The sequence below is a fragment of the Mucilaginibacter achroorhodeus genome, assembly GCF_007846095.1.
GTDB classification, from domain to species: Bacteria; Bacteroidota; Bacteroidia; order Sphingobacteriales; family Sphingobacteriaceae; genus Mucilaginibacter; species Mucilaginibacter achroorhodeus.
The window spans coordinates 1-23132 of record NZ_VOEI01000005.1 but is presented as its reverse complement, the minus strand read 5'-3'; the positions used below and the strand labels follow the sequence as shown (position 1 = coordinate 23132).

General features: G+C 44.4%; 15 protein-coding genes. 2 read left to right on the top strand and 13 right to left on the bottom strand.

Annotation, left to right across the window (positions count from 1 at the left end; genetic code table 11):
• Positions 1-3 precede the first annotated feature (3 nt).
• The 13 genes from sov to FPZ42_RS13860 form a co-directional block, all read right to left on the bottom strand.
• On the bottom strand, positions 4-6981 hold the full coding sequence (gene sov, locus FPZ42_RS13920; protein WP_146272590.1) for a T9SS outer membrane translocon Sov/SprA: 6978 nt from the start codon (positions 6979-6981) through the stop codon (positions 4-6).
• Positions 6982-7284: 303 nt separating this feature from the next.
• Complete coding sequence (gene ruvA / locus FPZ42_RS13915; protein WP_146272269.1) at positions 7285-7869, bottom strand: Holliday junction branch migration protein RuvA; 585 nt, start codon at positions 7867-7869, stop codon at positions 7285-7287.
• 11 nt (positions 7870-7880) lie between these two features.
• A complete protein-coding gene (locus FPZ42_RS13910; RefSeq protein WP_146272268.1) occupies positions 7881-10178 on the bottom strand; it encodes an NADP-dependent malic enzyme in 2298 nt (765 codons plus the stop codon).
• A gap of 108 nt (positions 10179-10286) precedes the next feature.
• Entirely contained in the window at positions 10287-11510 is a 1224-nt protein-coding gene (locus FPZ42_RS13905) for a lytic transglycosylase domain-containing protein (RefSeq protein ID WP_146272267.1), read from the bottom strand.
• Positions 11511-11566: 56 nt separating this feature from the next.
• Complete coding sequence (gene gatA / locus FPZ42_RS13900) at positions 11567-12994, bottom strand: Asp-tRNA(Asn)/Glu-tRNA(Gln) amidotransferase subunit GatA (protein ID WP_146272266.1); 1428 nt, start codon at positions 12992-12994, stop codon at positions 11567-11569.
• Positions 12995-13094: 100 nt separating this feature from the next.
• On the bottom strand, positions 13095-13283 hold the full coding sequence (locus FPZ42_RS13895; protein WP_146272265.1) for a Sec-independent protein translocase subunit TatA/TatB: 189 nt from the start codon (positions 13281-13283) through the stop codon (positions 13095-13097).
• Between the two features lie 35 nt (positions 13284-13318).
• Positions 13319-13813 carry a Sec-independent protein translocase subunit TatA/TatB gene (locus tag FPZ42_RS13890; RefSeq protein ID WP_146272264.1) on the bottom strand — a complete coding sequence of 165 codons (495 nt, stop codon included), beginning with the start codon at positions 13811-13813 and terminating at the stop codon, positions 13319-13321.
• A 62-nt stretch (positions 13814-13875) separates the two neighbouring features.
• Positions 13876-15171, bottom strand: a complete 1296-nt coding sequence (locus FPZ42_RS13885; RefSeq protein WP_146272263.1) for a murein hydrolase activator EnvC family protein — start codon at positions 15169-15171, stop codon at positions 13876-13878.
• Positions 15172-15187: 16 nt separating this feature from the next.
• Positions 15188-15985, bottom strand: coding sequence for a DUF4292 domain-containing protein (locus FPZ42_RS13880; protein ID WP_146272262.1), 798 nt, complete (start codon positions 15983-15985; stop codon positions 15188-15190).
• Complete coding sequence (locus FPZ42_RS13875; RefSeq protein ID WP_146272261.1) at positions 15963-17678, bottom strand: tetratricopeptide repeat protein; 1716 nt, start codon at positions 17676-17678, stop codon at positions 15963-15965. Before FPZ42_RS13875 ends, FPZ42_RS13880 begins: the two co-directional genes overlap by 23 nt.
• 16 nt (positions 17679-17694) lie before the next feature.
• Positions 17695-19179 carry a lipopolysaccharide biosynthesis protein gene (locus FPZ42_RS13870; RefSeq protein WP_146272260.1) on the bottom strand — a complete coding sequence of 495 codons (1485 nt, stop codon included), beginning with the start codon at positions 19177-19179 and terminating at the stop codon, positions 17695-17697.
• 23 nt (positions 19180-19202) lie between these two features.
• Positions 19203-19475 carry an acylphosphatase gene (locus FPZ42_RS13865; RefSeq protein ID WP_146272259.1) on the bottom strand — a complete coding sequence of 91 codons (273 nt, stop codon included), beginning with the start codon at positions 19473-19475 and terminating at the stop codon, positions 19203-19205.
• A gap of 145 nt (positions 19476-19620) precedes the next feature.
• A complete protein-coding gene (locus FPZ42_RS13860) occupies positions 19621-20790 on the bottom strand; it encodes an amidohydrolase family protein (RefSeq protein WP_146272258.1) in 1170 nt (389 codons plus the stop codon).
• A 143-nt stretch (positions 20791-20933) separates the two neighbouring features.
• On the opposite strand from FPZ42_RS13860, the gene rlmN reads away from it, so the two are divergent.
• Positions 20934-22010, top strand: a complete 1077-nt coding sequence (gene rlmN, locus FPZ42_RS13855; RefSeq protein ID WP_146272257.1) for a 23S rRNA (adenine(2503)-C(2))-methyltransferase RlmN — start codon at positions 20934-20936, stop codon at positions 22008-22010.
• Between the two features lie 159 nt (positions 22011-22169).
• Positions 22170-22868 carry a ComF family protein gene (locus FPZ42_RS13850; RefSeq protein ID WP_146272256.1) on the top strand — a complete coding sequence of 233 codons (699 nt, stop codon included), beginning with the start codon at positions 22170-22172 and terminating at the stop codon, positions 22866-22868.
• Positions 22869-23132 lie beyond the last annotated feature (264 nt).

Here is a 23132-nt window from a genome sequence, read left to right as displayed (position 1 = left end):
TGGCTACTGCAGCAACAGCTTTAAGTTAACGCCAAAATTGGTGAACGCCGTTGTAAATGCCTGCGAAGTGTATGGCTTTGTAATGTTGCTATCGTAAAATAGATTGAGGTTAAAGCGCTGGTTGATCACATAGTCGATAGAAGGACGTAGCGTGATATTTTTGGCGCCCGATGAAACCTCGGCCCCCGGCACATCTGCACGGTAAATCACCAGCTTTTTATCACGTATGGCCACATCCAATTTAAAGTTTACATCGTTGTTATCTCGGTTGCCTGTCCCGAATAATCCCCATGGCATGTGAAAGTTCTTCGGCCGGTAACCAAATCCAAGCACAATAATATTTTCATCCTGCTGGGCTAACTGACTGTTAAGCATACTTAAATTAAGGAAGCGGTTCTTGCTAAATTCCACATTAGCCGTCATGCTGTTTTTGAAGCGGATGTCTGCGCCCAATAACGGCAGGAAAGATTCAAGAATACTTACTTGTGAGAACTGGTAGTACGGCAAAAAGTCTTGGTTGGCATCACGGGTTACGCTATGGCCTGCAATTTCCTGATACTGCAGCAGTGTGGTATACGCGCTTACGTTATAGGATGATCGGTACACATGCCGCAGATCGATAGACTCAAACAACTCATTAAACAACGGTAACCGTGCAAGCCCGCTGTATTTAATATCCCAATTGGGTATTGGTATTTTAGGGAATTGCGTTAGGTTAACCGAGCTTGCATCTTTACCCGTGTATGCTGCCAAAAACGCGGGCACTAAAACGTTCTGCGCATTTGGCCCGTAACCATCGGCGTAGCCATTTTTATTACCTGTAGAATTGGGATTTTGCTGCGCCAATCGTTGGGATATAACCGCCCGGTTATCTAAGAACTTTTGGAACGCAGGCGAATTCCTGTCCACGTCGCCACCTTTAGCGAACGCTGTGCCTATTGACAGGAATGAAACGCTGTATGTACCCGACGTTACCGGACTTAAATTTTCTATCTGCCCCGTGCTTTGCAGATATTTAAACTGGGTTTGGTAGTTTCTGTCCTGCGTACGGAATGCCCGTAACTCTATCCGCAGATCGGGCAGCGGCTCAATAACGCTGCGAAGTTGGATATCCTCGTTAAATGATTTTACAAACAACTGGTTCTGTAATGTATCAGTTGTTATCCAGCCGCTTGCAATGGCTCGGCCGCGTATATCTGTTTGGCTGCCCAGCAAAAAGCCTAAGCCCGGTGCATCGTAGCTAAGATCCTGCCCAAAAAGGTTTGATTTTGGCAGGTAGCCGGGTAAGAAAGTGCCTTCGGTACGGGTGTATGACCCACTAATGTTTTTAACACTGGTGAGCAGTCCCATAAATATACTCCCAACATTTTGCTTATCATCCCTGCCACGCCTTAAACCGCGGAACTTATTATAAAAATTAGCAAAGTTAAGATTGGGGTTCAATTGGATAGTGCGGGCGTTTTGGATGCTGTTACCTACATCATAAGTTGGGTTATTAATGGCAAATGTTGGCTGCGATTGCCAGTTGAAGTTAGTACTGTAACGGGCGGTTAAGGCTGTCCACTCCAGGCCAGGTATTTTGTTTATTGGCGTGGTGTAATTAATATTGATGGTGTGATTGTAATTAACCGTTCGGCCCAGTTTCATCAGGTTGTCCCATAGCGTATCGCGCTTTAAGCCAGTTATGCGGCCCATCGGTTCATCCACTACCGATAGGTTTGTTGCATCTATATCCAGCGACAAGGACTTAGATAAATTCCAGCCGATACCATAAACCCGGGTGATGTTAAAGTTTTTATTGAATGATGTTGGTATAGGGATGAAATTGTTCGGGTCATTATTGCGCAGGGTGTTCTCAGAATAGAACCTGTCAAAATTAATACTGAAATTTAGCCTTGATGGCAGGATACTGAAATTGAAATCGCGCGCCAACGCAAGCATATTACTTTTGATGATCTTGGCAAAAGGTGTTATAAACTTAGGCTCATTAACGTAGTTATAATTTAAAGCTACCCGGTAGGTTTTAGCCATATCGTTCTCCACAATAAAATCGTGATGGTTATACTCGGTATAGGCGTAGGTGGCAGCAAAGTTCTCTACATCCCAAACGTGTACCGGCGCCGATGGGTCGGTACGCTCTTTATGCACGTTGGTCAAATTAATGCTCTTACGAACGGTAAAATCTTCTGATACCCGCTTGATAGAATCACGAGCCTGGCTGGTTTGCGCAGCTGCTAAAGATTTCTTTAATTCCACATCGGGCATACCAGGGTCGTACTGCGGCGTGCTTTTTTGGGTGGATATGTTTACATAAGCAGGTATGCGGATGCCGCTTTTCTCCGGGAAAAACTTACCTAACTCCACACTAGCCGATGCATCTATGATCTGATTATCGCTGCGGTTTCTGTCGCTTACGCGAGAATCTAACGTACCGAAGCCTATGGTGCTTTTGCTGCCGGACACGGTGATGTTGGCAAAATCTGCCAGCGCCGCATCCATACGCGCCGTAGCTGCCCAACCGCCGCGCTGGTCAAAGTCTGTTAATCTTAATTCATCAAACCAAACGGTGCCGGTTTTATTTAACCCATCATCCCCCCCAAGGCCACTGCCCCTGTATGGGTTACGTACACCCAGCATAATGGTACGCAGGCGGCTCAGATCGGGCTGGCCTTTAATGGTAACCTTGTTAGCGCCATCAGTGTAAACAAACGGCACAGTGAAGGGCCACGGTTGCCCGTTGAGCTTTGCATTGTTGCGTGCCAGCTTTGCATCGGTTAATATCGATAGTTCAAGATTCAACTCGTTTACCGATGGCCATATAGCGCCGGGGTCGCGGGTGCCGGGTGTGGTAATGGCAAGCGGCAACTCGTACTCATAATAGTTATCCTGGTAATCAACGCCCAAACGTACAAAGGCATTCAGGTCATTATTTTTAAGCTGGTCGCCTTCGGCATGAATAAACATCTGTACGCGTTTGTAAGAGCGCAGATCATTGTAGAATGTCCTGAAAGCAGCCCGCGAATAACCATCGCGCAGGTTGGTCACGTTTAACGACAGCGACTGCTCGTTAAGCTTGGTATCAGTTTGCAGGTTATTATAGTTGCGCTGGCGATTGATGCCCGGCGGCACTACATAAGGTATCGGTGTGCGGTTACCGTTCTCCTCAATGTTTACAGCCTGCACATCAAGCATAGACCCATCGTTTACCGGGTTGGGTATTGCAGGGTCGGCAATAACGTTAAGCGGGTTATTCTCTGCGTTAAAGGTACGCCACTCACTACTGGCCAATTGCAACGTTGCAAAGCGCAGTACGGCAGTATCGGCAAAGTTTGTCATGAACATCCGCATGAAACGGATGGCCTTAAAATCCTGGATGTTGCCCACTTTGCTGCTGTATTCGGTAATAGGTACGCGGAACTGGTACCAGGTAACTGATTGTGTTTCGCCGTTCGGCAGTTTTACGTTTGCGGTAATTTTGTCATTGATAAAGTTTTGGCCAACCACCATGTCCTGCGGGCGGATAGACACGCGGTACTGATAATACTCGTCAGCCTGACTCATATTGTTGTCGCGGTTGATGTCCTCACCATCCGGCAGTGAAGTTGATGCGGAGGTTTGAATACCTAATTCCGCCTGTGATTGCTCTGCAGTTTTTGAGTTACCTTCGGTACCGTTGTACTTGCTGTATCGCTCTAATATGCCCGCACGGGCCTGGTCTAAAGCGGCACCCTGGTAGTACTGATAGTTATCTGATGATGGGTCGGCGTTTAAAATTTGTGCTGCTTGTGGGTTCAACACACCTTGCGTTTGCTGCAGCATGGGTGCAAACTTTGTTTTTTCGTCGGCATCATTTAAACCATCTAAACCAATATCCTGCAGGCGGCGGTTATTAGGGTCGTTGTCAAAGGCATTTACAACCGGCTGCAGTTTTGATACCCGGCCCCAGTTGGTCTCGTCAACCTTATCAGCAGTTATGCCATCAACCGGCAAAGCATTTTCCAAACTCTTACGGCCGTCCTTCAAAATGTCTTCAGATACACTACCTAAGTTAAAATACAGATCGCCACCGGTCGAGTTAGGTTTATAAATAAACGGATCAAGCATCCAGAACTCGATATAGCCTACGTTGAGTGCCTGGAAATCGTTAGTTTCTAATTTTCTGAACATACCGCCCCACCTGCTACGCGGGTTTTGTAAGGTACCGTCAGTATTAAGGCCTGTTGTAGTGTAGTTGTACGGACCACGAACGGTTGGATAGAACGCCATGTTAAGCGTTGCCAAACTGATTGGCTGCCCGGTAGTAGATTGCTTAAAGGGGAACACCTCCTGCTCTAAAACCTGCCTTACGTAATGGTTAGAGAGATCGCTTCTTGATACAGGTATGTTACCGGAGTTCACATAAAATATGGGGTCGATATTATAATAAGCCAGCCTCGCGCGGTTGTAACCGTAACTAAGGTCATTAAATAGATTACTCTCCGAAAACATTTGCGGCGTGCCCGAAAGCTGCCAGTTCAAAGCGCCCTTTATATCTATTACCGTGCGGCTGTTCTCAAAATCATCCAGGTATGATGTACCATTTTTTGATCCGGCAAAATTAAGTGCACCGGGGCTTCCCGGCCTTAACTGTGCAAACTCGCCGCTGAAGTTAATGGTTGATGGCGCTTTGGTATTGATGAAAGGGATTTTATCCACCAACCGGGTCAGGAACCTTGATTCGGAACTGTAGTTGGCATCAAAGCCCCATATGCTATTTGATATGGACTCCTGCCCAACTATCTCGTTCTGATTGAGCGGCTGCTCTGTTAAATGCATTAAGGTAGCACCCAAGGCAAGCTTAGGACTTGCATGATAATCTAACCGGGTACCCCAGAGAGACTTCTGTTGCACGCCAAAAAGCTCGTTATTCTCAAGCTTGATGTTGATGGGCTGGCCCGATTGCAACAAAGCCTGGTTAAGCATCCTCAACCGGCCGGAACTGTAATCGATAGTATAATCCGTACCTTCCTGTAAACGCAGGTTGCCTGCCGTTACCACCACGGAACCTTGCGGAACATTCACAGCATTTAGCTGGTACTCCGACCCATTTTGCCCCGTGTAAGTTCCTTTGATGAGATAACGATTAAGCTTTGGGAACAACTGCTGCGCAATAACCTTGGTTGAATCATACAGCGGTTGGTAAACGTAGCGGGTATTAAGGTCGCCTTCGGCCGGGGTAAACTGCCTGGCAAGGTCGCTGCCGAAAGGTTCAACCGTTGGGAACATGATGCGCCCGTTCTGCGAATCGATAGTTATTCCTTCCAAAAAATCAAAAAAGCCATCGGGGCTTTTATCATTTTGCTGATTAAGGTTGTCTAAGCCTGTTATCTGCAGCCAGCGTTTGCCTTTGGTGTTGGTCCCCTCGTCAATGCCTATCTTTTCAATGCCCGATTTATCATCCAAACGGGTAATGTTCAGCTTAAAGTTGGTTGGGCTTATCTGGCTTGCTCCTAACGAGTAGATGTTTTTCATCATCAGGTCCCAGGTCGGCAAGCTGGTTTTTAACAGCTCATTCTTTAAAAGCTTGGTGTACAATACCTGCGGCGTTGCGGTATTCACCGGTCTGTCGCTACTAAACTCACCCACCTGATATTGCACGCCATTTACGGTGTATTGGTATGCCACGGCCAATACTTCATCATTATTTAGCGGATAATTTAGGGATAGGTAACCCAATTGCGGATGCAGTGTAAACTCATTATCCTTTAACTTACGGGCGTAGGTGAGCTTTGCGTAATTATCTGTACCGCCTGTTGCTCGGAAGTAGGTAGCAATATCGTTTGAATTGGTATTACGCGCACCTGCGGGGATATTCGTTAGGAGGTTGTTAGACTGCTGCGTAAAGCCCGGCCCCTGGAAGCCTGCGGGGTAGCCGCTCTGTCCTGCACCGCTAAACTGCGGGTTGTAAGGCCTGTTCTCGCCCAGGTCAAGGAAAGCCAATATATCGCGCGAATCGGTAGTTACGCTGGTACGGTTGGTTGTCCATACCTCAATTTTGGTAATGGTGATGTTTGAGCTGATGATAGGAATATTGGCCAGCGCGCGATTATAATTGTTGCGGAAGTACTGCGATAGAAAGTAGTGCTTGTTCGCCTCATAATCTGCAGCGGTTATAGAGATATTTCCCTGCTGAGAACCATTGGTAATGGTAATGTTTCTTGACTGCGAACGTTGCTGCGAAAAGATACTTGTAACATCTAACCGGCCGAATTTTAGTTTCGTCTTCACCCCGAACAACGCCTGGCTACCGGTGATAAGTGTGGTATTCAATGGCATGCTTACAGTACCGGCTTCAACTTTCTGGATGATCTCATCCGGGTGACCGGTGTAATCCAGTTTGATCTGGTTTTCAAACTGGAATTGTGCCTGCGTATTATAGTTGGTGGTGATCTTCAGTTTATCACCGATGTCACCGGTAACGTTCAGTTGTATACGCTGATCGAAATTAAAGTTGAACTGGTTACGCTGGCGGGTATTAAAAAGCGGGTTCTCATTCTTATTGATCTGCCCGGCCAAAATCACTTCTGCTGATCCCTGCGGACGGATATTGATAACTGAACTGCCAAAGATCTGCTCAAAGGTTCTGCTGCGCACACGCATTTGCGGAATAAAGCCCGGCTGCTCCGACTCAAAAGCGTAATTATCTGATAATTGCTGAAAATAATCGCGCCTTACACTGCGTTGCTGCAGCAGCATATATTCGCTAAAGGTTAGGTACTGGGGAGCGCGGTAATTAAGGTTACCTAACTTTTCATACAAAATGTAACGGTTGGTTGCGGGGTCGTACTCCACCGTTCGTACCAGGCCGGGCGGGTCTTTAAAAAACAGCCCCGAACGCTCACGCTTTGTGGTTGGCTCACGCAGTTTAACAGGGCCGGGTTTATAACCAGTATCTGCGCGTAAGGGTTGGCCTGTTGTATTGGACTGGGGTTGTGCCTGCACCGGCGTTTGCCCGGGCCGCGGTTGTTGGTTAAACGGCTGTTGCTGCGGCTGGTTAGGGTTTTGCTGGTTGGGATATTGTACCTGCCTGTTTGGGAACTGCTGGCCTTGCTGTGTTGGGTATTGCTGCTGCCCTTGCTGTGCCGGATACTGATTAGGCAGCTGGTTTGGAACCTGATTTGTCTGTTGCACAGGTATTTGCTGTGCATATAGCTTCCCTACCCCGCTTAAAGCAGATACAAAGAGTATAACTACAAAAAGCTTAGTAGTAAAAAGTTTAACCAAGTTTGTTTATTAAATCAGTAATTATAAGTTCTTAAGCGCGTATTTGATAAGTTGCTCTACAGTTAAAACTCCTGTATTTTTGCTTATCTCCTGATCCAGAACCTTCTCTGCTGCGTTGCGTGCAAAACCAAGGGTAACCAATGCAGAAAGCGCTTCGTCTTTTGCTGTTTTTGATACCACAATGGAAGTCAATGTATCCGGACCTTCTTTTTTAAGCTTGTCTTGTAATTCTAAAATAATACGTTGGGCAGATTTTGGGCCGATGCCTTTAATGCTTTTTATCAGCGCCACGTTGCCTTGTACAATGGCTTGTTGTATCTCTGCCGGGGTTATGGACGATAGCATCATCCGTGCAGTATTTGGGCCAATGCCTGATATGGAAACCAGATGCAGGAAAAGCTTACGCTCTCCTGCATCGGCAAAACCATAAAGTGTATGTGCATCTTCTTTAACGTGCAGCCAGGTGTATAACTTGCAACGTTCACCCTCGCCGAGCAGCGAGTAAGTGTTTAACGATATATTGATCTGGTAACCAACCCCACCTGCATCAATCACCACATAAGCTGCGCTTTTAAACGCCAGTTTACCATCAATATAGTCGTACATGTTTATTCAGATTATTTCTTTTTTGTTTTGGCTTCCATTGCGGCACATTTTATTTGCGCATCTATAACGGCGATGGTAACCATGTTTACAATTTCGCGTACCGAGCTACCTAACTGCAATACGTGAACGGGTTTCTTCAAACCCAACAGGATAGGGCCAACTGCTTCGGCACCACCAATCTCCTGCATCAGTTTGTAGGCAATATTGCCTGATTCCAGTGTGGGGAAGATAAGCGTATTTGCCGGCTTTCCGTTAAGCGTTGAGAATGGAAAGTTATCGGCAAGCAGCGCCGGATTAAGCGCAAAGTTTGCCTGCATCTCACCATCTACTACCATATCCGGGTATTTATCATGTAATATCTTAACTGCCGCGCGTGTTTTTTCCGGCAATTCGCCATCGTTTGAGCCAAAATTTGAATATGATAATATCGCAACGCGGGGTTGGATATTCAACTGCCTAACCGATTTCTCTATCAACACGGTTATGTCTACGAGTTCTTGGGCCGTAGGGTTTATATTAACTGTAGTATCTCCGAAAAAAAATGGACCTTTTGGCGTAATCATCAGGTACATGCCCGCTACGCGGCTAATCCCTTCCTCAATACCGATGATCTGTAAGGCAGGTTTAACGGTTGAGGCATAGTTCTTGGTTAAACCCGAAATCAATGCGTCGGCCTCGCCAAACTGCACCATGCAAGCACCGTAGTAGTTACGGTCGGTGATCATTTTTTTGGCCTCGAATGAAGTAACGCCACGGCGCTGGCGTTTTTTGAACAGAAAATTCATGTACTCTTCAGAACGGGCAGTATGTTTCTTAGGGTCGATGATCTCAACGTCACCAAGGTCAAGCTCGGTTTCGCGCATGATCTGGCGAATACGTTCTTCATTACCCAACAATATAGGCGTAGCGATCTTTTCTTCTTTTACTATTTGCGCCGCACGTAATATCTTGTAATTATCAGCCTCGGCAAATACCACACGTTTAGGATCCTGTTTAGCCTGGTTGGTCATATCGCGCAGCAGTTTATTATTGCTGCCCAGGCGGGATATCAATTCCTCGTTGTAAGCATCCCAATCGGTAATGATCTTGCGAGCAACACCTGATTCAATGGCTGCTTTTGCTACCGCTGATGATACCTCCGTGATCAAACGCTGATCCATCGGTTTAGGAATAATATAATCTTTGCCGAATTTAAGGTTGGTGATGTTGTAGGCCAGGTTAACGGCTTCCGGTACCGGTTTTTTAGCCATCTCTGCAATAGCTTTAACAGCGGCGATCTTCATCTCCTCATTGATTGCAGTAGCACGTACGTCTAAAGCACCACGGAAGATGTATGGGAAGCCCAACACATTATTCACCTGATTAGGGAAATCTGAACGGCCGGTAGCCATGATGATGTCCTTACGGGCAGCCGTTGCTACATCATAGTTTATCTCCGGTTCGGGGTTAGCCATTGCAAAAACTATGGGGTTTTTAGCCATGCTCACCAGCATATCAGCAGTTACCACATTACCGGCAGATAAGCCGATAAACACGTCGGCACCTTTCATGGCCTCCGCAAGGGTAGTGATATCTTTACGATTAGTGGCAAACTCCAGTCTTATATCATCCAGGTCGGTACGCTCTGGGGTTATCAAACCATTGATGTCAAACATCACCAGGTTTTCTTTCTTAACACCTAAAGACAGGTACATTTTGGTACATGAAACCGCTGCAGCACCGGCACCGTTCACTACTAATTTTATCTTATCCAGCTTTTTGCCTTGTATCTCACAGGCATTCATCAGGGCTGCGCCTGATATAATGGCAGTACCATGCTGGTCGTCATGCATTACCGGGATATTCATCTCGGCCTTTAGCCTGCGCTCTATCTCAAAACAAGTTGGGGCTGATATATCTTCGAGGTTAACGCCGCCAAAGGTTGGCTCAAGCGCTTTAACAATGTTCACAAAATCATCTACCGATTTAGCATTCACCTCAAGGTCAAACACATCAATATCGGCATATATTTTAAATAAAAGGCCTTTACCCTCCATCACCGGCTTACTGGCTTCCGGGCCTATGTTGCCCAGGCCAAGCACCGCAGTACCATTACTTATAACCGCAACCAGGTTACCTTTGGCAGTATATTTATATACATCGTCAACATTGTTGGCTATTTCGCGGCAGGGTTCTGCAACGCCCGGCGAATAGGCCAGCGTAAGATCGCGTTGAGAATTTGTAGGCTTTGTAGGAACTACCTGTATTTTACCGGGGCGGCCTTTAGCGTGGTAGTTAAGGGCATCCTGCTTACGATTTGGTTTGTTCATGTTCTTTCTTTTGTTGAAGCCCCCAAAATTACAATTACTTTTCCTGAAGAGCCAACAAAAAGGCTAAGGTTAAGGCACTTTAAATTAAACGCAGGTACGCAGGTTCTATCAGCCGTTACCAATGTTCACCGTTAATCCGGGCAGCAGTGGTAAGTTCGCATTGCCACCTAACTGTTTGTTCCACTGCATCAATTGCTCAACCTTTACGTTAAACATGCTTGCTATGGTAGATAAGGTTTCCCCCTTTTTGGTAACGTGTATGGTTGGCGTAATAGCAGCACCATTTACCACGTATGCTTGTTGTGCAGCGTTAGCCATGTATGGCCTTGCAGGCAAATCAGGCGGTGGATTAATAGCTGCATATTGCATAGGCCTTAACGGGCGTACAGGCGCAGTTATATCGTTGATGGCAGTATGCAAAATGTCACTTTGTTGTTTATTAAGCTTGGGGACTACTATCCTGCGTAAATTGGTGGCGGAGCCGTTAACTATCTGCTGGCGGTAAGATGGATTTAGGGCTGCAAGATCTTTAATCGGCATGCCAAGCGCTTGCGCCACGCGACTAAGCGCAACAAATTTGCTTGTCATTACCGTATCTGTAATAATGGCCAAACCTGCGCTTTGCGGTGTTATGTAATGATACTTGTGATATTTCATCACATAATTAACTGCGATGAAAGCGGGAACATATCCTCGGGTCTCCGGAGGCAATTGATCGCGGATTGACCAGTAATCATGTGCGCCGGTACGTTCTAATGCGTGCTGCACATTGCTTTTGCCGCAATTATATGATGCTATAGCCAGCAGCCAGTCGCCAAACTGCATATAGGCATCTTTAAGGTAAGCCGCGGCTGCATTGCTGGCCTGTACCGGGTCGCGGCGCTCATCAACGTACTCCGTCATGGCCAAACCGTACATCTTTGCCGTTTCTGACATAAACTGCCAAGGCCCCGCAGCACCAACTTTAGATATGGCGTTAGGGTTAAGGGCGGACTCCACTATTGAAAGATATTTGATCTCGTCAGGGATACCGGCATCAGCAAATGCCTTTTCATAAATAGGGAAGTAATACCTGGATAAACCAATCATTTTGCCCATTTCATCTCTTCGTCTGCTGTAGAGATCAATATAGGCCTGTACGTAACCATTATAATCAAGCGGTACTTCTTTTTGGATAGAATCTAACCGGCGTTTAAAAATGACATTGTTGTATATAGATACCGGTGCTTGCAACTCAGGTGCGGTAACATTGGTATCCTGCTGCATGGCAGCCTGGGCTTTAACTGCATGCGCCAGTAAAACGCAGGCAAAAAAAGTAAGCAGTTTCTTCATATTTTAGGGTATCCTCAGAAAGTCACCCGAGAATTATTTACTAATATATTAATCGGCTATAGCTTTAAGAAATATTCCGAAAAATTTAACAGTTCAGTTTCGCCAAATTTTTTGGTGAGCAATTGTAAACCTAACGGCAAACCTTTACCGTTATTACCTGCCGGTAAAGATATTGCGGGCAATCCGGCCAGCGAGGCCTGCACTGTGAATATATCATATAGATAGGTAACTACAGGGTCTTTCTCCTTTAACCCTAAAGCAAAGGCAGGCTCGGGCGCGGTGGGTGTCAGGATAAAATCAAAATCGTTCAGTATTTCGTTGGTCTTGTCCTGTATCAGGCGCCTAACCCTTTGGGCTTTTGCGTAATAAGCATCATAATAACCTGCGCTAAGCACAAAAGTACCTAACATAATACGACGTTTAACTTCTTTACCAAATCCTTCATAACGCGATTTTTTATAGGTAGAAACCAGATCTGTAGCATTGGGACTACGGTAACCGTAGTGCACACCATCATAACGAGCCAGGTTTGATGAAGCCTCGGCCATTGCTAAGATGTAGTACGTAGGCACCAGGTAATCGAGCAACTCAAAAGAGATCGGTTTTACGATGTGTCCATCAGCACGTAGCTTATCTATGTAAGTTGAAAGTGTACCTTTCACATCAGCATCAACACCAGGACTTGTTAAAGCTTCTTGCAGGTAGGCTATGCGCTTTTGACGTGCTTCAGGCTTTAGTTCATTCGCGGCAGGTACCGGTTGGTTGGCAAGGGTAGCATCGTATTCATCAGGTCCGGCCATTACCTCTAACAGTAATGCAGCATCTTCTACTGATTGCGTGATGGGCCCAACCTGGTCAAACGATGAAGCATAGCTGATAATACCATGCCTTGATATGCGGCCGTAAGTAGGTTTTAAGCCTATCACACCACAGAATGAAGCAGGCTGCCTAACGGAGCCGCCTGTATCGGTACCTATGGCAGCGTGGCACATACCTGCCTGCACAGCAACTGCAGAACCACCCGATGAGCCGCCACCCACACGTGTTTCATCAGCGAAGTTTTTAACCGGGCCAAAGTACGAGTTCTCATTTGATGCACCCATGGCAAACTCATCGCAGTTGCAACGGCCTATGATAATGGCATCCTCTGCCAGTAAACGTTCTACAATAGTTGCGGAGTATATGGAAGTAAAATTCTCTAATATCTTAGAAGAGGCAGTAACCTTATGATCTTTATAGCAAATGTTATCTTTAATACCGATAACCATACCCGCAAGCTTGCCAACCGGTTCATTATTTTTTAAACGTACATCAAGTGCCTTTGCCTGAGCAAGTGCTTCGTCACCAAAAACTTCATTGAATACGTTTAGATGGGTATTTGTATTTATTTGCTGAAGGTACTGCTTAACCAACTGCTCAACGGTAACGTCTCCGCTTTGTAACCCGCTCTTAATGTCACTGTAAGAGTGATACTTTTTAGCCATGGGCCTAAAATAGAAAAACTTATCTGTTGAAGCTTAAAATTTTCAACAGATAAGTTCAGTAATAGCGGTTTTGCCGCCTTTATCAATAGCAACGGCAGGATTAAACCTTAGGTTTTTCTTCGTTGTTTGTTGTAGTTGTAGTACTTGTGCTTTCGCCGTTCTGTGCGTCTTTAAATTCTTTAACACCCTTACCTAAGCCTCGCATTAGTTCAGGTATTTTTTTACCGCCGAACAAGATCAATATCGCAATAATGATCAGAATGATTTCTGGTGCGCCTAATCCACCCATGATTTTAAGTTTAATTAATTAATATTTTCTATGTATTACTCTTCAGTAGTTCTCTTTTCAGCAGCTACTTCTTCAGGTTTAGTTAAGTTGATGTGGCTTGCAGGTTTTGCTTCTGCAACCGGTTTAATTTCAGTCTCGTTCTCAAAAGTAGCATCAGCAGCCGGGGTTGATCCTTCTATTTTATGTTCCTCTGTATGTTCTTCAATAGCATCTGTAGCCGAGTGCCCGGTGTATGCTGATATAGCGCCCTCAACAGGCTCGTATGGCTTATAATTAGCCGCCGTATTGTTTTCCTCTTCGGCCGTTATTGCCGGTTTTTCAACCGTCTTTTTGTCTTCGTAATTATTGATCTGGTTATTTATTTCGCGCTTAACATCCTCAGATGCATCTTTAAACTCGCGGATACCTTTACCTAAACCGCGTGCAAGCTCAGGCAGTTTATTACCACCAAAAAGCATCAGTGCCACAAATAATATCAATATCATTTCAGGGGTACCGATATTTAAAAACAAGGGAACAAAACTTAACATTTTCTGTAATTAAAGTTTACAAATATACAATAGTAGTATAAGCTTAACGCGGTAATTTAAAACTAATTATCGGCAAGCCAAGATTTAGGATTTTGAAAATCTCTGCTCTTACTTAAGGTAAATGATACAGTAGGATCTCCGGTCGACGGATCGGTAGCTGCGGTACCCAAAGTTTGCTTAGTTGAAACCTTTTGGCCAACGCTTACTGATACCGACCTGAGGTTTGAATAAGATGTAAAATACTCACCATGCCTTAAAATTACCGTGTACGCACCGGCAACATCCTGTATAGCTCGTACTTCACCTTCAAATACAGCCCTTACCGGCGCATTGGCGGCAGTACGTATCTCATAACCGCTGCTTTCGCTGCGTATACCATCGGCATCCGTGTAAGTACCAAAACCATGCAGCAACTGTCCGTTGGCTACAGGCCATGGCAGACGACCCCGGTTGCCCAAAAAGTCATTTGATAACCTTGCTGCTTCGGGCGTAGCGTTCAGCACCTGGCTATTGGTTGATGATTTGGTAATGGCGGTTTTTGACGGAGCAGCCGGTTCCCGATTTTCTGCTTTGGCCCTTGCCGCTGCAGCACGTGCTTCTGCACGGGCTTTTTCCTCTGCCTCCCGCCTTGCAATCTCAATCTCACGGGCAATGGCATTAGTAATGGCTCGGTTAGTTTGTGCAATACGTTTACGTACATCACGCTGTTGCTGTTTAATGGCACCCTGCTGCTTCGATATATCGCTAATTACTTTTACCTGCGTGTTTTTGGCCTTCCCTAACTCATCCTTCTCCTTTTCCTGGTTAGCTAGCAGGTTATTCTTTTCCTTTTTATCCCGGTCAAGCTCATTGATCTTTACGTGCAGATCCCGCTGGGTGCCCTGAATGTAGCCAGCCTGGCGTTCGCGGTATGTACCAAACTGCTGCAGGTATTTAAGCCTGCGATAGGCCTGGTTAAAATCTTTTGCTGCAAATATGAACATCAGTTTATTGTACGCGCTTTGATTACGGTAAGCAAAAAGCACCATGCCGGCATACTCTTTCTTTAGCTGGTCTAACTGGCTTTGTAAACTACGTACGGTATTATTGCTCTGAGAGATCTGGTTATCTAAATTTCTTACCTCAGAATTGATGTTGACTATCTTTTCTTCACGCAGGTTTATTTGTGCTTTTAAAATATTCAATTGCTTTAATGATACCTTTTTGTTGCTGGCCGTTTCCTGATACTCGCGGTTAAGTTGGTCTAATTCGTCATTCAACTTTTCGCGGCGGCGTTTAAGTTCGGCGCTGCTTTGCGCAAACGCGCTGCTTAAACCAAGCACGCAGATCAGAAAAAGTACAGCTTTAAAAAATTTCATCCACCAAAAATATAATTTAATTAGCAGGTTCGTAACTTTTTGGGATACTAAACGGATATTCGAGCGGCTTATCAAACTCTACTGTATTGTATTTAAGATTGGCCTTGATCTGCTTATCGCCAGCGGTCGACTGAATATCTATCTGTGATGGAATAATGCGACCGTTCTCCTGTATAAACACATTGTTAGTAACTTGCAGCGTTTGGCGGGCTGCCTGGTTAGTAAGGTTGGTCTGCGTAACCTTAAGATCGGCACCTAACAAGAGCTTGTAAACAACGCTTTGCAGCGTGCCATTAATAACAGTATTGTTACCTTCTACAGTGATATCTGCCTGTTCGTTCAAGGTTTCGGGTATGGCATTACCTATCAGCAATGCCTGCACGGTTTTAAAATTTACCTGCCTGCCGGCAAACTGGTAAATGTAGCTGAAAGGCTTTTTAAGATACACACTTTGCAAGCGGTTTATCACCTGTATACTATCAGGGGTTATCTGTGCACGCGCTACTTCAATGCCGGCAATAGCGGTTATAGAGATCCATATTTTTTGATCGCGGTTAATACGGATGTTCAGCGTAACATCATTTCCCTTACCGTTAATATCCAATTTGGTTTTAGCTTTGCCCGTGAACGTATTGAAACTTACCTGCTTTGAGCGGATGGCCGAAATTTTTTCCCGCACCGAGTTAGATTTGACCGTTGCTGAAGAATCGGCAGTGGCGGGCCGTGCAACTTGCGTTAATTTTTTTGATTTACATGCCGATAACACCGCAATTGTGCAGATAATGGCTAAACTATTCAGAATATTTTTTCTCATCTATCTTTCTTTGTAACAAAGGCGAGTTAGTGCCAAGCTGTTTAGCTTTTTTCCAGTTTTCAACGGCACCGTTAACATCACCTGTAAAAAATAATATGTCGCCATAGTGCTCAACTTTGGTAGCACTGGCACCTTTATCACTTTTGATAGACTTTTCTATCCAAAGTTTAGCCCCGGTGTAGTTTTTCTGTTTAAATAATATCCAGGCGTAGGTATCTTCAAAAGATGCCGTGTTAGGTATCAGTTCATTACTACGCTTAGACATCTGCGCTGCCTTGTCTAACTGCTCGTTCCTTAACGACAAATAATAGGCATAATTGTTCAGCGTGTAGGCGTTATCCGGGTCTATGCTCAAAGCCTTTTCATAGGCCGTATCTGAATTTTTGATATCACCCATAGCATGGTAAGCATCGCCTAAGGCAGAATAACTTTGCGTTAGCAGGCTTTTATCCTCTGCCTCAAGCATGGTAGCATTTCTTAGATAGCTAATGGCCTTTGCATGGTTCTTTTTCTGCTGCCAGGCTTCACCAACCATGTAATTCATCCAGGCCTGGTTAGGGAACATAGATAATGAGTTTTCGCCATCCTTTATTGCGGCATCAAAATCGCCTTGCGAAAGCTGGATACGTACCAACTGCTCCTGTATGTTGTATGCTTTAGGGTCAAGCGCTACTGCTTTTTTGTAAGCTTCTTTTGCCTCGGTAAGTTTGCGGTTTTGCAAAAGCATATCACCATAGATGGCGTAAGCCTTAACATCCGATGGATGGGCCGTAACCATCACTTTACTTAACTGCAGGGCGCTGGCTTGAGCGTTAGGCTCTGGAAATTTGGGAACATAACCCATTACGATCCGCAGCTTTTGATCTATGTCAACATCCGGGTTGGCAAAAGCCAGTTCCAGTTCATCGTAACTGGCTTCGGGCTTGTTCTGTTCACGGTAAATATCAGCAAGGGCCAGATGCACCAAACCATTATCAGGGTCAATTTTTTTTGCTTTCTGTAAGAGTTCAATAGCCTTGTCCGGCTGACTGTTTGAGCTGTATATCTCTGCCTGCGCCAGGTAATACCTTACCTGCGTTGGGTTAGAAGCTATCAGCTGGTCTAAAGCGGAGGCGGCTTTTTTAACATCGCCCTGGCGCAGATAGATCTTTTGCCTGCTTAATGCCAGTTCATCACTTTGGCCAGAAAGCTCCTGAACTTTATCGTATAGTTTAAGGGCTTCATCATACCTTTTTTCCAGGTAAAAGGCATTGGCTTTGCCGTAGTAATATTCAGATCTGTCCGGATTGAGCCGGATAAGCTCTGTAAGCGCATTCTCTAACTTGGTCAGCTCGTTATTTTTCTCATAAAGGCCTGCCAGCGCCAGCCAATACCATTCGTTATCTTTGTTTACTGTAACGGCGCGTTCTAATAAACTTTCTGCAGCGGCGCTGTTGTTTTGTAATTGCTCCAGGTTGGCCAGCTCAAACATACTGGCATCGTTAGCCGGGTCTATCTGTAAAACGCGGTTAAAAAGGTCGTAAGCTTGTTTCTTATTGTCGATGGTTTTCTCGCGCAGCGCCGTGAAAAAAAGTTGTTTCACCATACCACTATCCGCCTGGCTCATAGGCCGGGACACCGCAGCCTTGTTATTTTGAGCAAGGCAGCTGCCGGCAAACGCCGTGGCCAATGTTAGTAATGCTGCAAACTTCATTTGTTACGTACGATTGTTACCGTTTCAATATAGCTTTTAATTGGTTGCGCTCGGCATATAAAGTGCCCAAGCCAAACAATAATAATAACCCGTTACCTATAAATATATTGCGGTGAAATACGCTGAACGAAAGATAAACCAGCACTATTGAAATAACGATATAAGCGACGTTCTTCTTTAAATTATATGGTATAGGATAATTCTTTTGCCCCCATATGTATGACATTATCATCATACTTGCGTAAGCAGCCAGCGAGATCCACGCTGATGCCATGTAACTATATATGGGGATAAAAATAACGTTCAGAACGATGGTTAACACTGCGCCGATACCGGAAATATAAAGCCCGTAACGGGTTTGGTCTGACAGTTTGTACCATATAGAAAGGTTGGTATAAATGCCCAGGCTAACATAACCCAACAAAAGGGGCGGCACAACCCCTAAACCTACCCAATAGGCCGGGTTATTTACATAATGTTTGAGGATCTGAATATTTGCAACCACCCCAAGGAACATTAGGCACATGGTTATCACAAAATAGTCCATTATTTTAGCGTAGGTGTAGCCTGCATTTTTATTCTTAGCATGGCTAAAAAAGAATGGCTCGGCCCCCATCCGAAAGGCCTGGTTGAACAAGCTAAGGAAAACTGAGATGCGCGCGCAGGCCGAGTAAATACCAACTTCCTGTTCGCTGATGTTGGCAGGTAGTAATTTGCCTAAAAGTATCTTGTCAAAATTTTCGTTAACGATGTAGGATAATCCGGCTATCATTACAGGCCAGCTGTAGGCAAACATGTTTTTAAACATCACCTTATCAAAGCTCAATTGCAATTTTAGCAGCTCTGGCAGCAGTAATAACAGCGTAACAATACTTGCTACCAGGTTTGATATAAAAACATATCCAACCCACCCTTTCACAAACCATGTTTTTATCCACTCGGCACCGGCAATATTGTGATTAACAATATATGGCAGCACCCAAATAAATATGAGGTTAAGCCCCACCATTACAGAAATATTAACAAGCTTGGCAACACCATATTTAAGTGGCCTGCCGTCGGCGCGGAGTTTTGCAAACGGAATAGCGCACCAGGCGTCTACTACCAGGATGCATAAGAAGTATTTGATATATCGTTTAAACTCGGCTTGCGAAGTTCTTTCACCAATTTTTATGAACCCTGCGATGGTATGTATAAACGGAACAGCAAATAGCAGAAAAAATATTGTAACTAAAAAAACAACCCAGAAGCTATTATTGTAAACCTGCCTTTTTTGATCGGGGTACTTGTTGAGGTAACGGAAAAAAGTAGTTTCCATGCCAAAAGCCAGCAAGGCTTGCAGTACTGCCGCATAGCTGTAAAGGGTACTAAATACGCTATAAACTTTAGGGTCATAAGCGCGGGTATACAGTGGTGTAAGTAAAGAGCTTAGTAAACGCTGTACAACTGTGGTAGTACCGTATATAGCCGTTTGGCCGGCAAATTTTTTAGCGGTTGACAAATTCTGATTGCTGTGGTTTGAGATTACTTTTTAACTACCTCAAAATTACGATAGTTTTTCACTTCGCCCTCATTGGTTGTTACGGATGTTACTTTGGCATCCTCGGGGCCTTCGTTACACCAATCCATAAACATATCAAGGATTGCATCATCAGCTTCAGCAGCTATAAAAACATCGCCGTTGGCCTCATTACGTACAAAGCCACGCACACCTAACTGGTCGGCAACTGCTTTGGTTGATTTTCGGAAAAACACGCCCTGCACTTTGCCCGTAACAGTAATATCCAAGTGTTTCATGTATTCGATTAGAGGATTTAAAAATTGAAGATTACCCTGACCATAGTAATTCCACAGTCATGATCTAAATCCATAATCGTCAAATTAATCAGTAATTATTTGAAAACAGAAATTCATTTTCAAATTGACGGATCTTCAAATTGAATTAAACCAACCGCTTCACTTTGGTATCGTCGGTTATCTTAAAACCGTCAAGACCTGTAAGCAGGTTAAGCCCGGGTGTTTTGCCGGCCTCAATAGTGCCCTTGGTATTATCGATCCCTAAAAACGCTGCACCATTGATAGTGGCCCATTGTAAAAGCAACTCCAGGCTCAGAGAAGGAAAATTTTGCTGTAGCGTGCGCATTTCGCTCAGGATGCAAAGCTTAGTATTTGATGCAAGGCTATCAGTACCCAAAGTAATGTTAAGGTCTTGATTGACAAATAGCTCCACCTTCGGCAGGCGTTTTTCTATATACAGGTTGGCGTTAGGACAAAAGCACCAGTTTATCCTGCGATCGAAACGTTTTATAAAGTAAATATCTTTAAGATTGGTACAGGTATTATGCACCATCAGAATATTCTGCTTATTGGTAAGCAGGGGTATTACGCTTTGCAACGAGTTGCGTGCCTGGGGCTTAAAGAAATCTATATTAATGTTCAGGTGCTTGTAAAGATCTATAAAGCCCCCTAATTTGTAGCGATAAAATTTATTCTCGTCCTCGCACTCCTGGTTATGAATACTTAAAAGATTCTCGTTCGCATCACTATACCTTTTAATCAGCTTAAACAGCTCTTTTGATACCGTGTATGGCGCATGTGCTGTAACCGATGACGGGTGTGGTTTAAACTTTTCTGCCGTTTCAAGCGCGCTATTAAAAACCTGTTCGGCCCTTTCCGGTATAAAGCCCAGTATCTCAACAAAAGTATGGTAATACATTTTGCTGGCGGCCTTCATCTCTACCGTATCTGCAGTGTTTGAAATATCTCCAACTGCAACTATGCCATTATCATACATTTCCTGGTCGGCAGCTTTGGCGCCGTCAGCAATGGCTTGTGGGTCGGCAGCTCTGGTTGCTAATATTTCCTTTATAAAGGAGATAAGCCCATTGCCGGGAGCAATTTTATCTTTGAGGTGCGAAAGTTCAGTGTGGCAGTGTGTGTTAATGAAACCAGGTACGATAACCCCGCTAAGTGTTTCAAAAGGAACATTGGGATCTGCAGTTTCTTCGTTGTTAACTGAGATGACTTTCCCATAATCATCCACAGTAACAACCCCATTCTTTATCGGATCGGCACTTACGGGGAAAACGTAATCGGCTTTAAAAGTTTTCATTAATATAACTTGGCATCAGCAATGTCTCTATAAAACCATTTTTTTTAAGAATTACAATTAACTTTAAGTTATTGTTTTTAATCCTGAAAAAGAATGACTTTAAATTAAGAACAGATTTTTTTAAAAATAAGTACTTTTGTAACGTGAGTGATAAAAAAGATAAAATAGACATCCGCAGCTTAACGCTTGAGGCTCTGCAACAACGCTTTATAAACATGGATGAGAAGCCCTTTAGGGCCAAACAAGTTTATGAATGGTTGTGGAAGAAGTCGTGCTTATCGTTTGATCACATGAGCAACATTTCAAAAGAACTTCGCGCTAAACTGGATGAAAAATTTGTAATAAACAAGGTTGGAATAAACTCTTCGCAGATTAGTGCTGATAAAACTATAAAAAATTCCTTTATATTACATGATGCTCACTTAATTGAAGGTGTTTTAATTCCGACACCTGAACGGATGACAGCCTGCGTATCGTCACAAGTGGGCTGCAGCCTTACCTGCAAATTTTGTGCAACCGGCTACATGGAGCGCAAACGCAATCTTAACCCCGACGAAATTTACGACCAGGTTGTGCTCATCGATAAGCAGGCCCGCGAAAATTATGGCATCCCCCTTTCAAATATTGTATACATGGGTATGGGCGAGCCTTTGCTTAACTATGCTAACGTTTTAAAATCAATAGAGCGCATCACTGCTGAAGATGGTTTAAACATGGCAGCTAAGCGCATCACTGTTTCTACCGCAGGCATTGCCAAAATGATACGCAAACTGGGTGATGATAAAGTGAAATTTAACCTGGCCCTCTCACTGCATGCCGCTAACGACGAAAAACGTAATACCATAATGCCTATTAATGAGCAAAACTCGTTAAAGGCATTGGCCGATGCACTTAAATATTACTTCGCCAAAACTAAAAACGCGGTAACCTACGAGTACATTGTTTTTGATGGCTTTAATGATACCCTTAAAGACGCCGAAGAACTGGCGCGTTTTTGCAAGCACCTGCCGTGCAAGGTTAATATCATTGAATATAATCCTATCTCATTCGCCAACTTTATTAATGCAGGAGAAGACCGCATTGAAGCCTTTGCAGAATATTTACGCAAACAAGGCATCACAACCAATATTCGCCGCAGTCGCGGCAAAGACATTGATGCAGCTTGCGGACAGTTGGCAATAAACGAGAAGGAAAAAGAAAAGGAAGCGGTAACCCCCTAAACCCCTGAAGAGGGAAATAGAATATATCCGTGTGTCATTGCAAGCGAAAGCGTTGCAATCTCTTCGCGTTTATTTGCCGGGTGGAGATTGCCACATCACTATCATTCCTCGCAGTGACATGTCTTACTAAAAAGCAATTTAATTTCCTTAACTTAAGACATGCAATTGCTTGGTAACTACCTGTCCGATTTTGTTTCGCTGATATTCCCGCAGCTTTGTGCGGCTTGCAGCGCAAGTTTGGTAAACGGCGAGGATGTGATTTGTACCGATTGCCGTTACAACCTGCCGTTAACCAATTTTCACCAACAGCCTGATAACATTGTAGCCCAACAATTTTGGGGCAAGCTAAACATAGAAGCGGCCTATGCGCTATACTATTTCAACAAAGGCGGTAAGGTGCAGAACCTTGTTCATCAATTAAAGTATGAGGGAATGCACAAGATAGGTAACGTGTTAGGCGACATTGCCGGCAGACAGCTTAAGCAAAATCCAATATTTGCTGATATAGATTACGTAGTACCCGTGCCATTGCATAAAAAACGCTTAAAAGAACGGGGCTATAATCAAAGTGAGCACTTTGCAGAAGGCATCAGTACTGCTTTAGGCTGTAAATGCGAAACAGATAATCTTGTTAGGACGGTGGCAACCAAAACGCAAACACATAAATCGCGCTTTGCCAGGTTCGAGAACATGAAGGATGTTTTTAGTATAGTTTCTTCTGACCGGCTTGCGGGCAAGCACATCTTACTGGTTGATGATATTGTAACTACCGGCTCTACCCTTGAGGCATGCGGTATCGAACTACTTAAAGTGCTCGGGCTTAAATTAAGTATAGCAACTATCGCTTACGCGGAGTAAGGGGTTAGTTAGTTGGCGATTGGTTGATTGGAGATCAGTTAATAAACTCCATGTCATTGCGATCCGCCGGTTGGCGGAGAAGCAATCTTAGAGGACAAGCAAACTGATTGAGCCTACAAGATTGCCACGTCGCTGTCGCTCCTCGCAATTGTAAAGGTCAATTAATTCGGTAACAGAATTAGCTTTAAAGAATAAAGCAATATTGTTATGCGGAACATTAATAATGACCTTACGTTAAAGCGGAATTATCTGAGCAAATACCGT

Excerpts from the sequence above, each read along its gene's own strand:
- FPZ42_RS13875 (WP_146272261.1), bottom strand. The coding sequence starts at position 17,678 with ATGAAGTTTGCAGCATTACTAACATTGGCCACGGCGTTTGCCGGCAGC.
- FPZ42_RS13885 (WP_146272263.1), bottom strand. The coding sequence starts at position 15,171 with ATGAAATTTTTTAAAGCTGTACTTTTTCTGATCTGCGTGCTTGGTTTA.
- FPZ42_RS13850 (WP_146272256.1), top strand. The coding sequence starts at position 22,170 with ATGCAATTGCTTGGTAACTACCTGTCCGATTTTGTTTCGCTGATATTC.
- FPZ42_RS13910 (WP_146272268.1), bottom strand. The coding sequence starts at position 10,178 with ATGAACAAACCAAATCGTAAGCAGGATGCCCTTAACTACCACGCTAAA.
- gatA (WP_146272266.1), bottom strand. The coding sequence starts at position 12,994 with ATGGCTAAAAAGTATCACTCTTACAGTGACATTAAGAGCGGGTTACAA.
- FPZ42_RS13895 (WP_146272265.1), bottom strand. The coding sequence starts at position 13,283 with ATGGGTGGATTAGGCGCACCAGAAATCATTCTGATCATTATTGCGATA.
- FPZ42_RS13880 (WP_146272262.1), bottom strand. The coding sequence starts at position 15,985 with ATGAGAAAAAATATTCTGAATAGTTTAGCCATTATCTGCACAATTGCG.
- FPZ42_RS13860 (WP_146272258.1), bottom strand. The coding sequence starts at position 20,790 with ATGAAAACTTTTAAAGCCGATTACGTTTTCCCCGTAAGTGCCGATCCG.
- ruvA (WP_146272269.1), bottom strand. The coding sequence starts at position 7,869 with ATGTACGACTATATTGATGGTAAACTGGCGTTTAAAAGCGCAGCTTAT.
- FPZ42_RS13865 (WP_146272259.1), bottom strand. The coding sequence starts at position 19,475 with ATGAAACACTTGGATATTACTGTTACGGGCAAAGTGCAGGGCGTGTTT.
- FPZ42_RS13890 (WP_146272264.1), bottom strand. The coding sequence starts at position 13,813 with ATGTTAAGTTTTGTTCCCTTGTTTTTAAATATCGGTACCCCTGAAATG.
- FPZ42_RS13905 (WP_146272267.1), bottom strand. The coding sequence starts at position 11,510 with ATGAAGAAACTGCTTACTTTTTTTGCCTGCGTTTTACTGGCGCATGCA.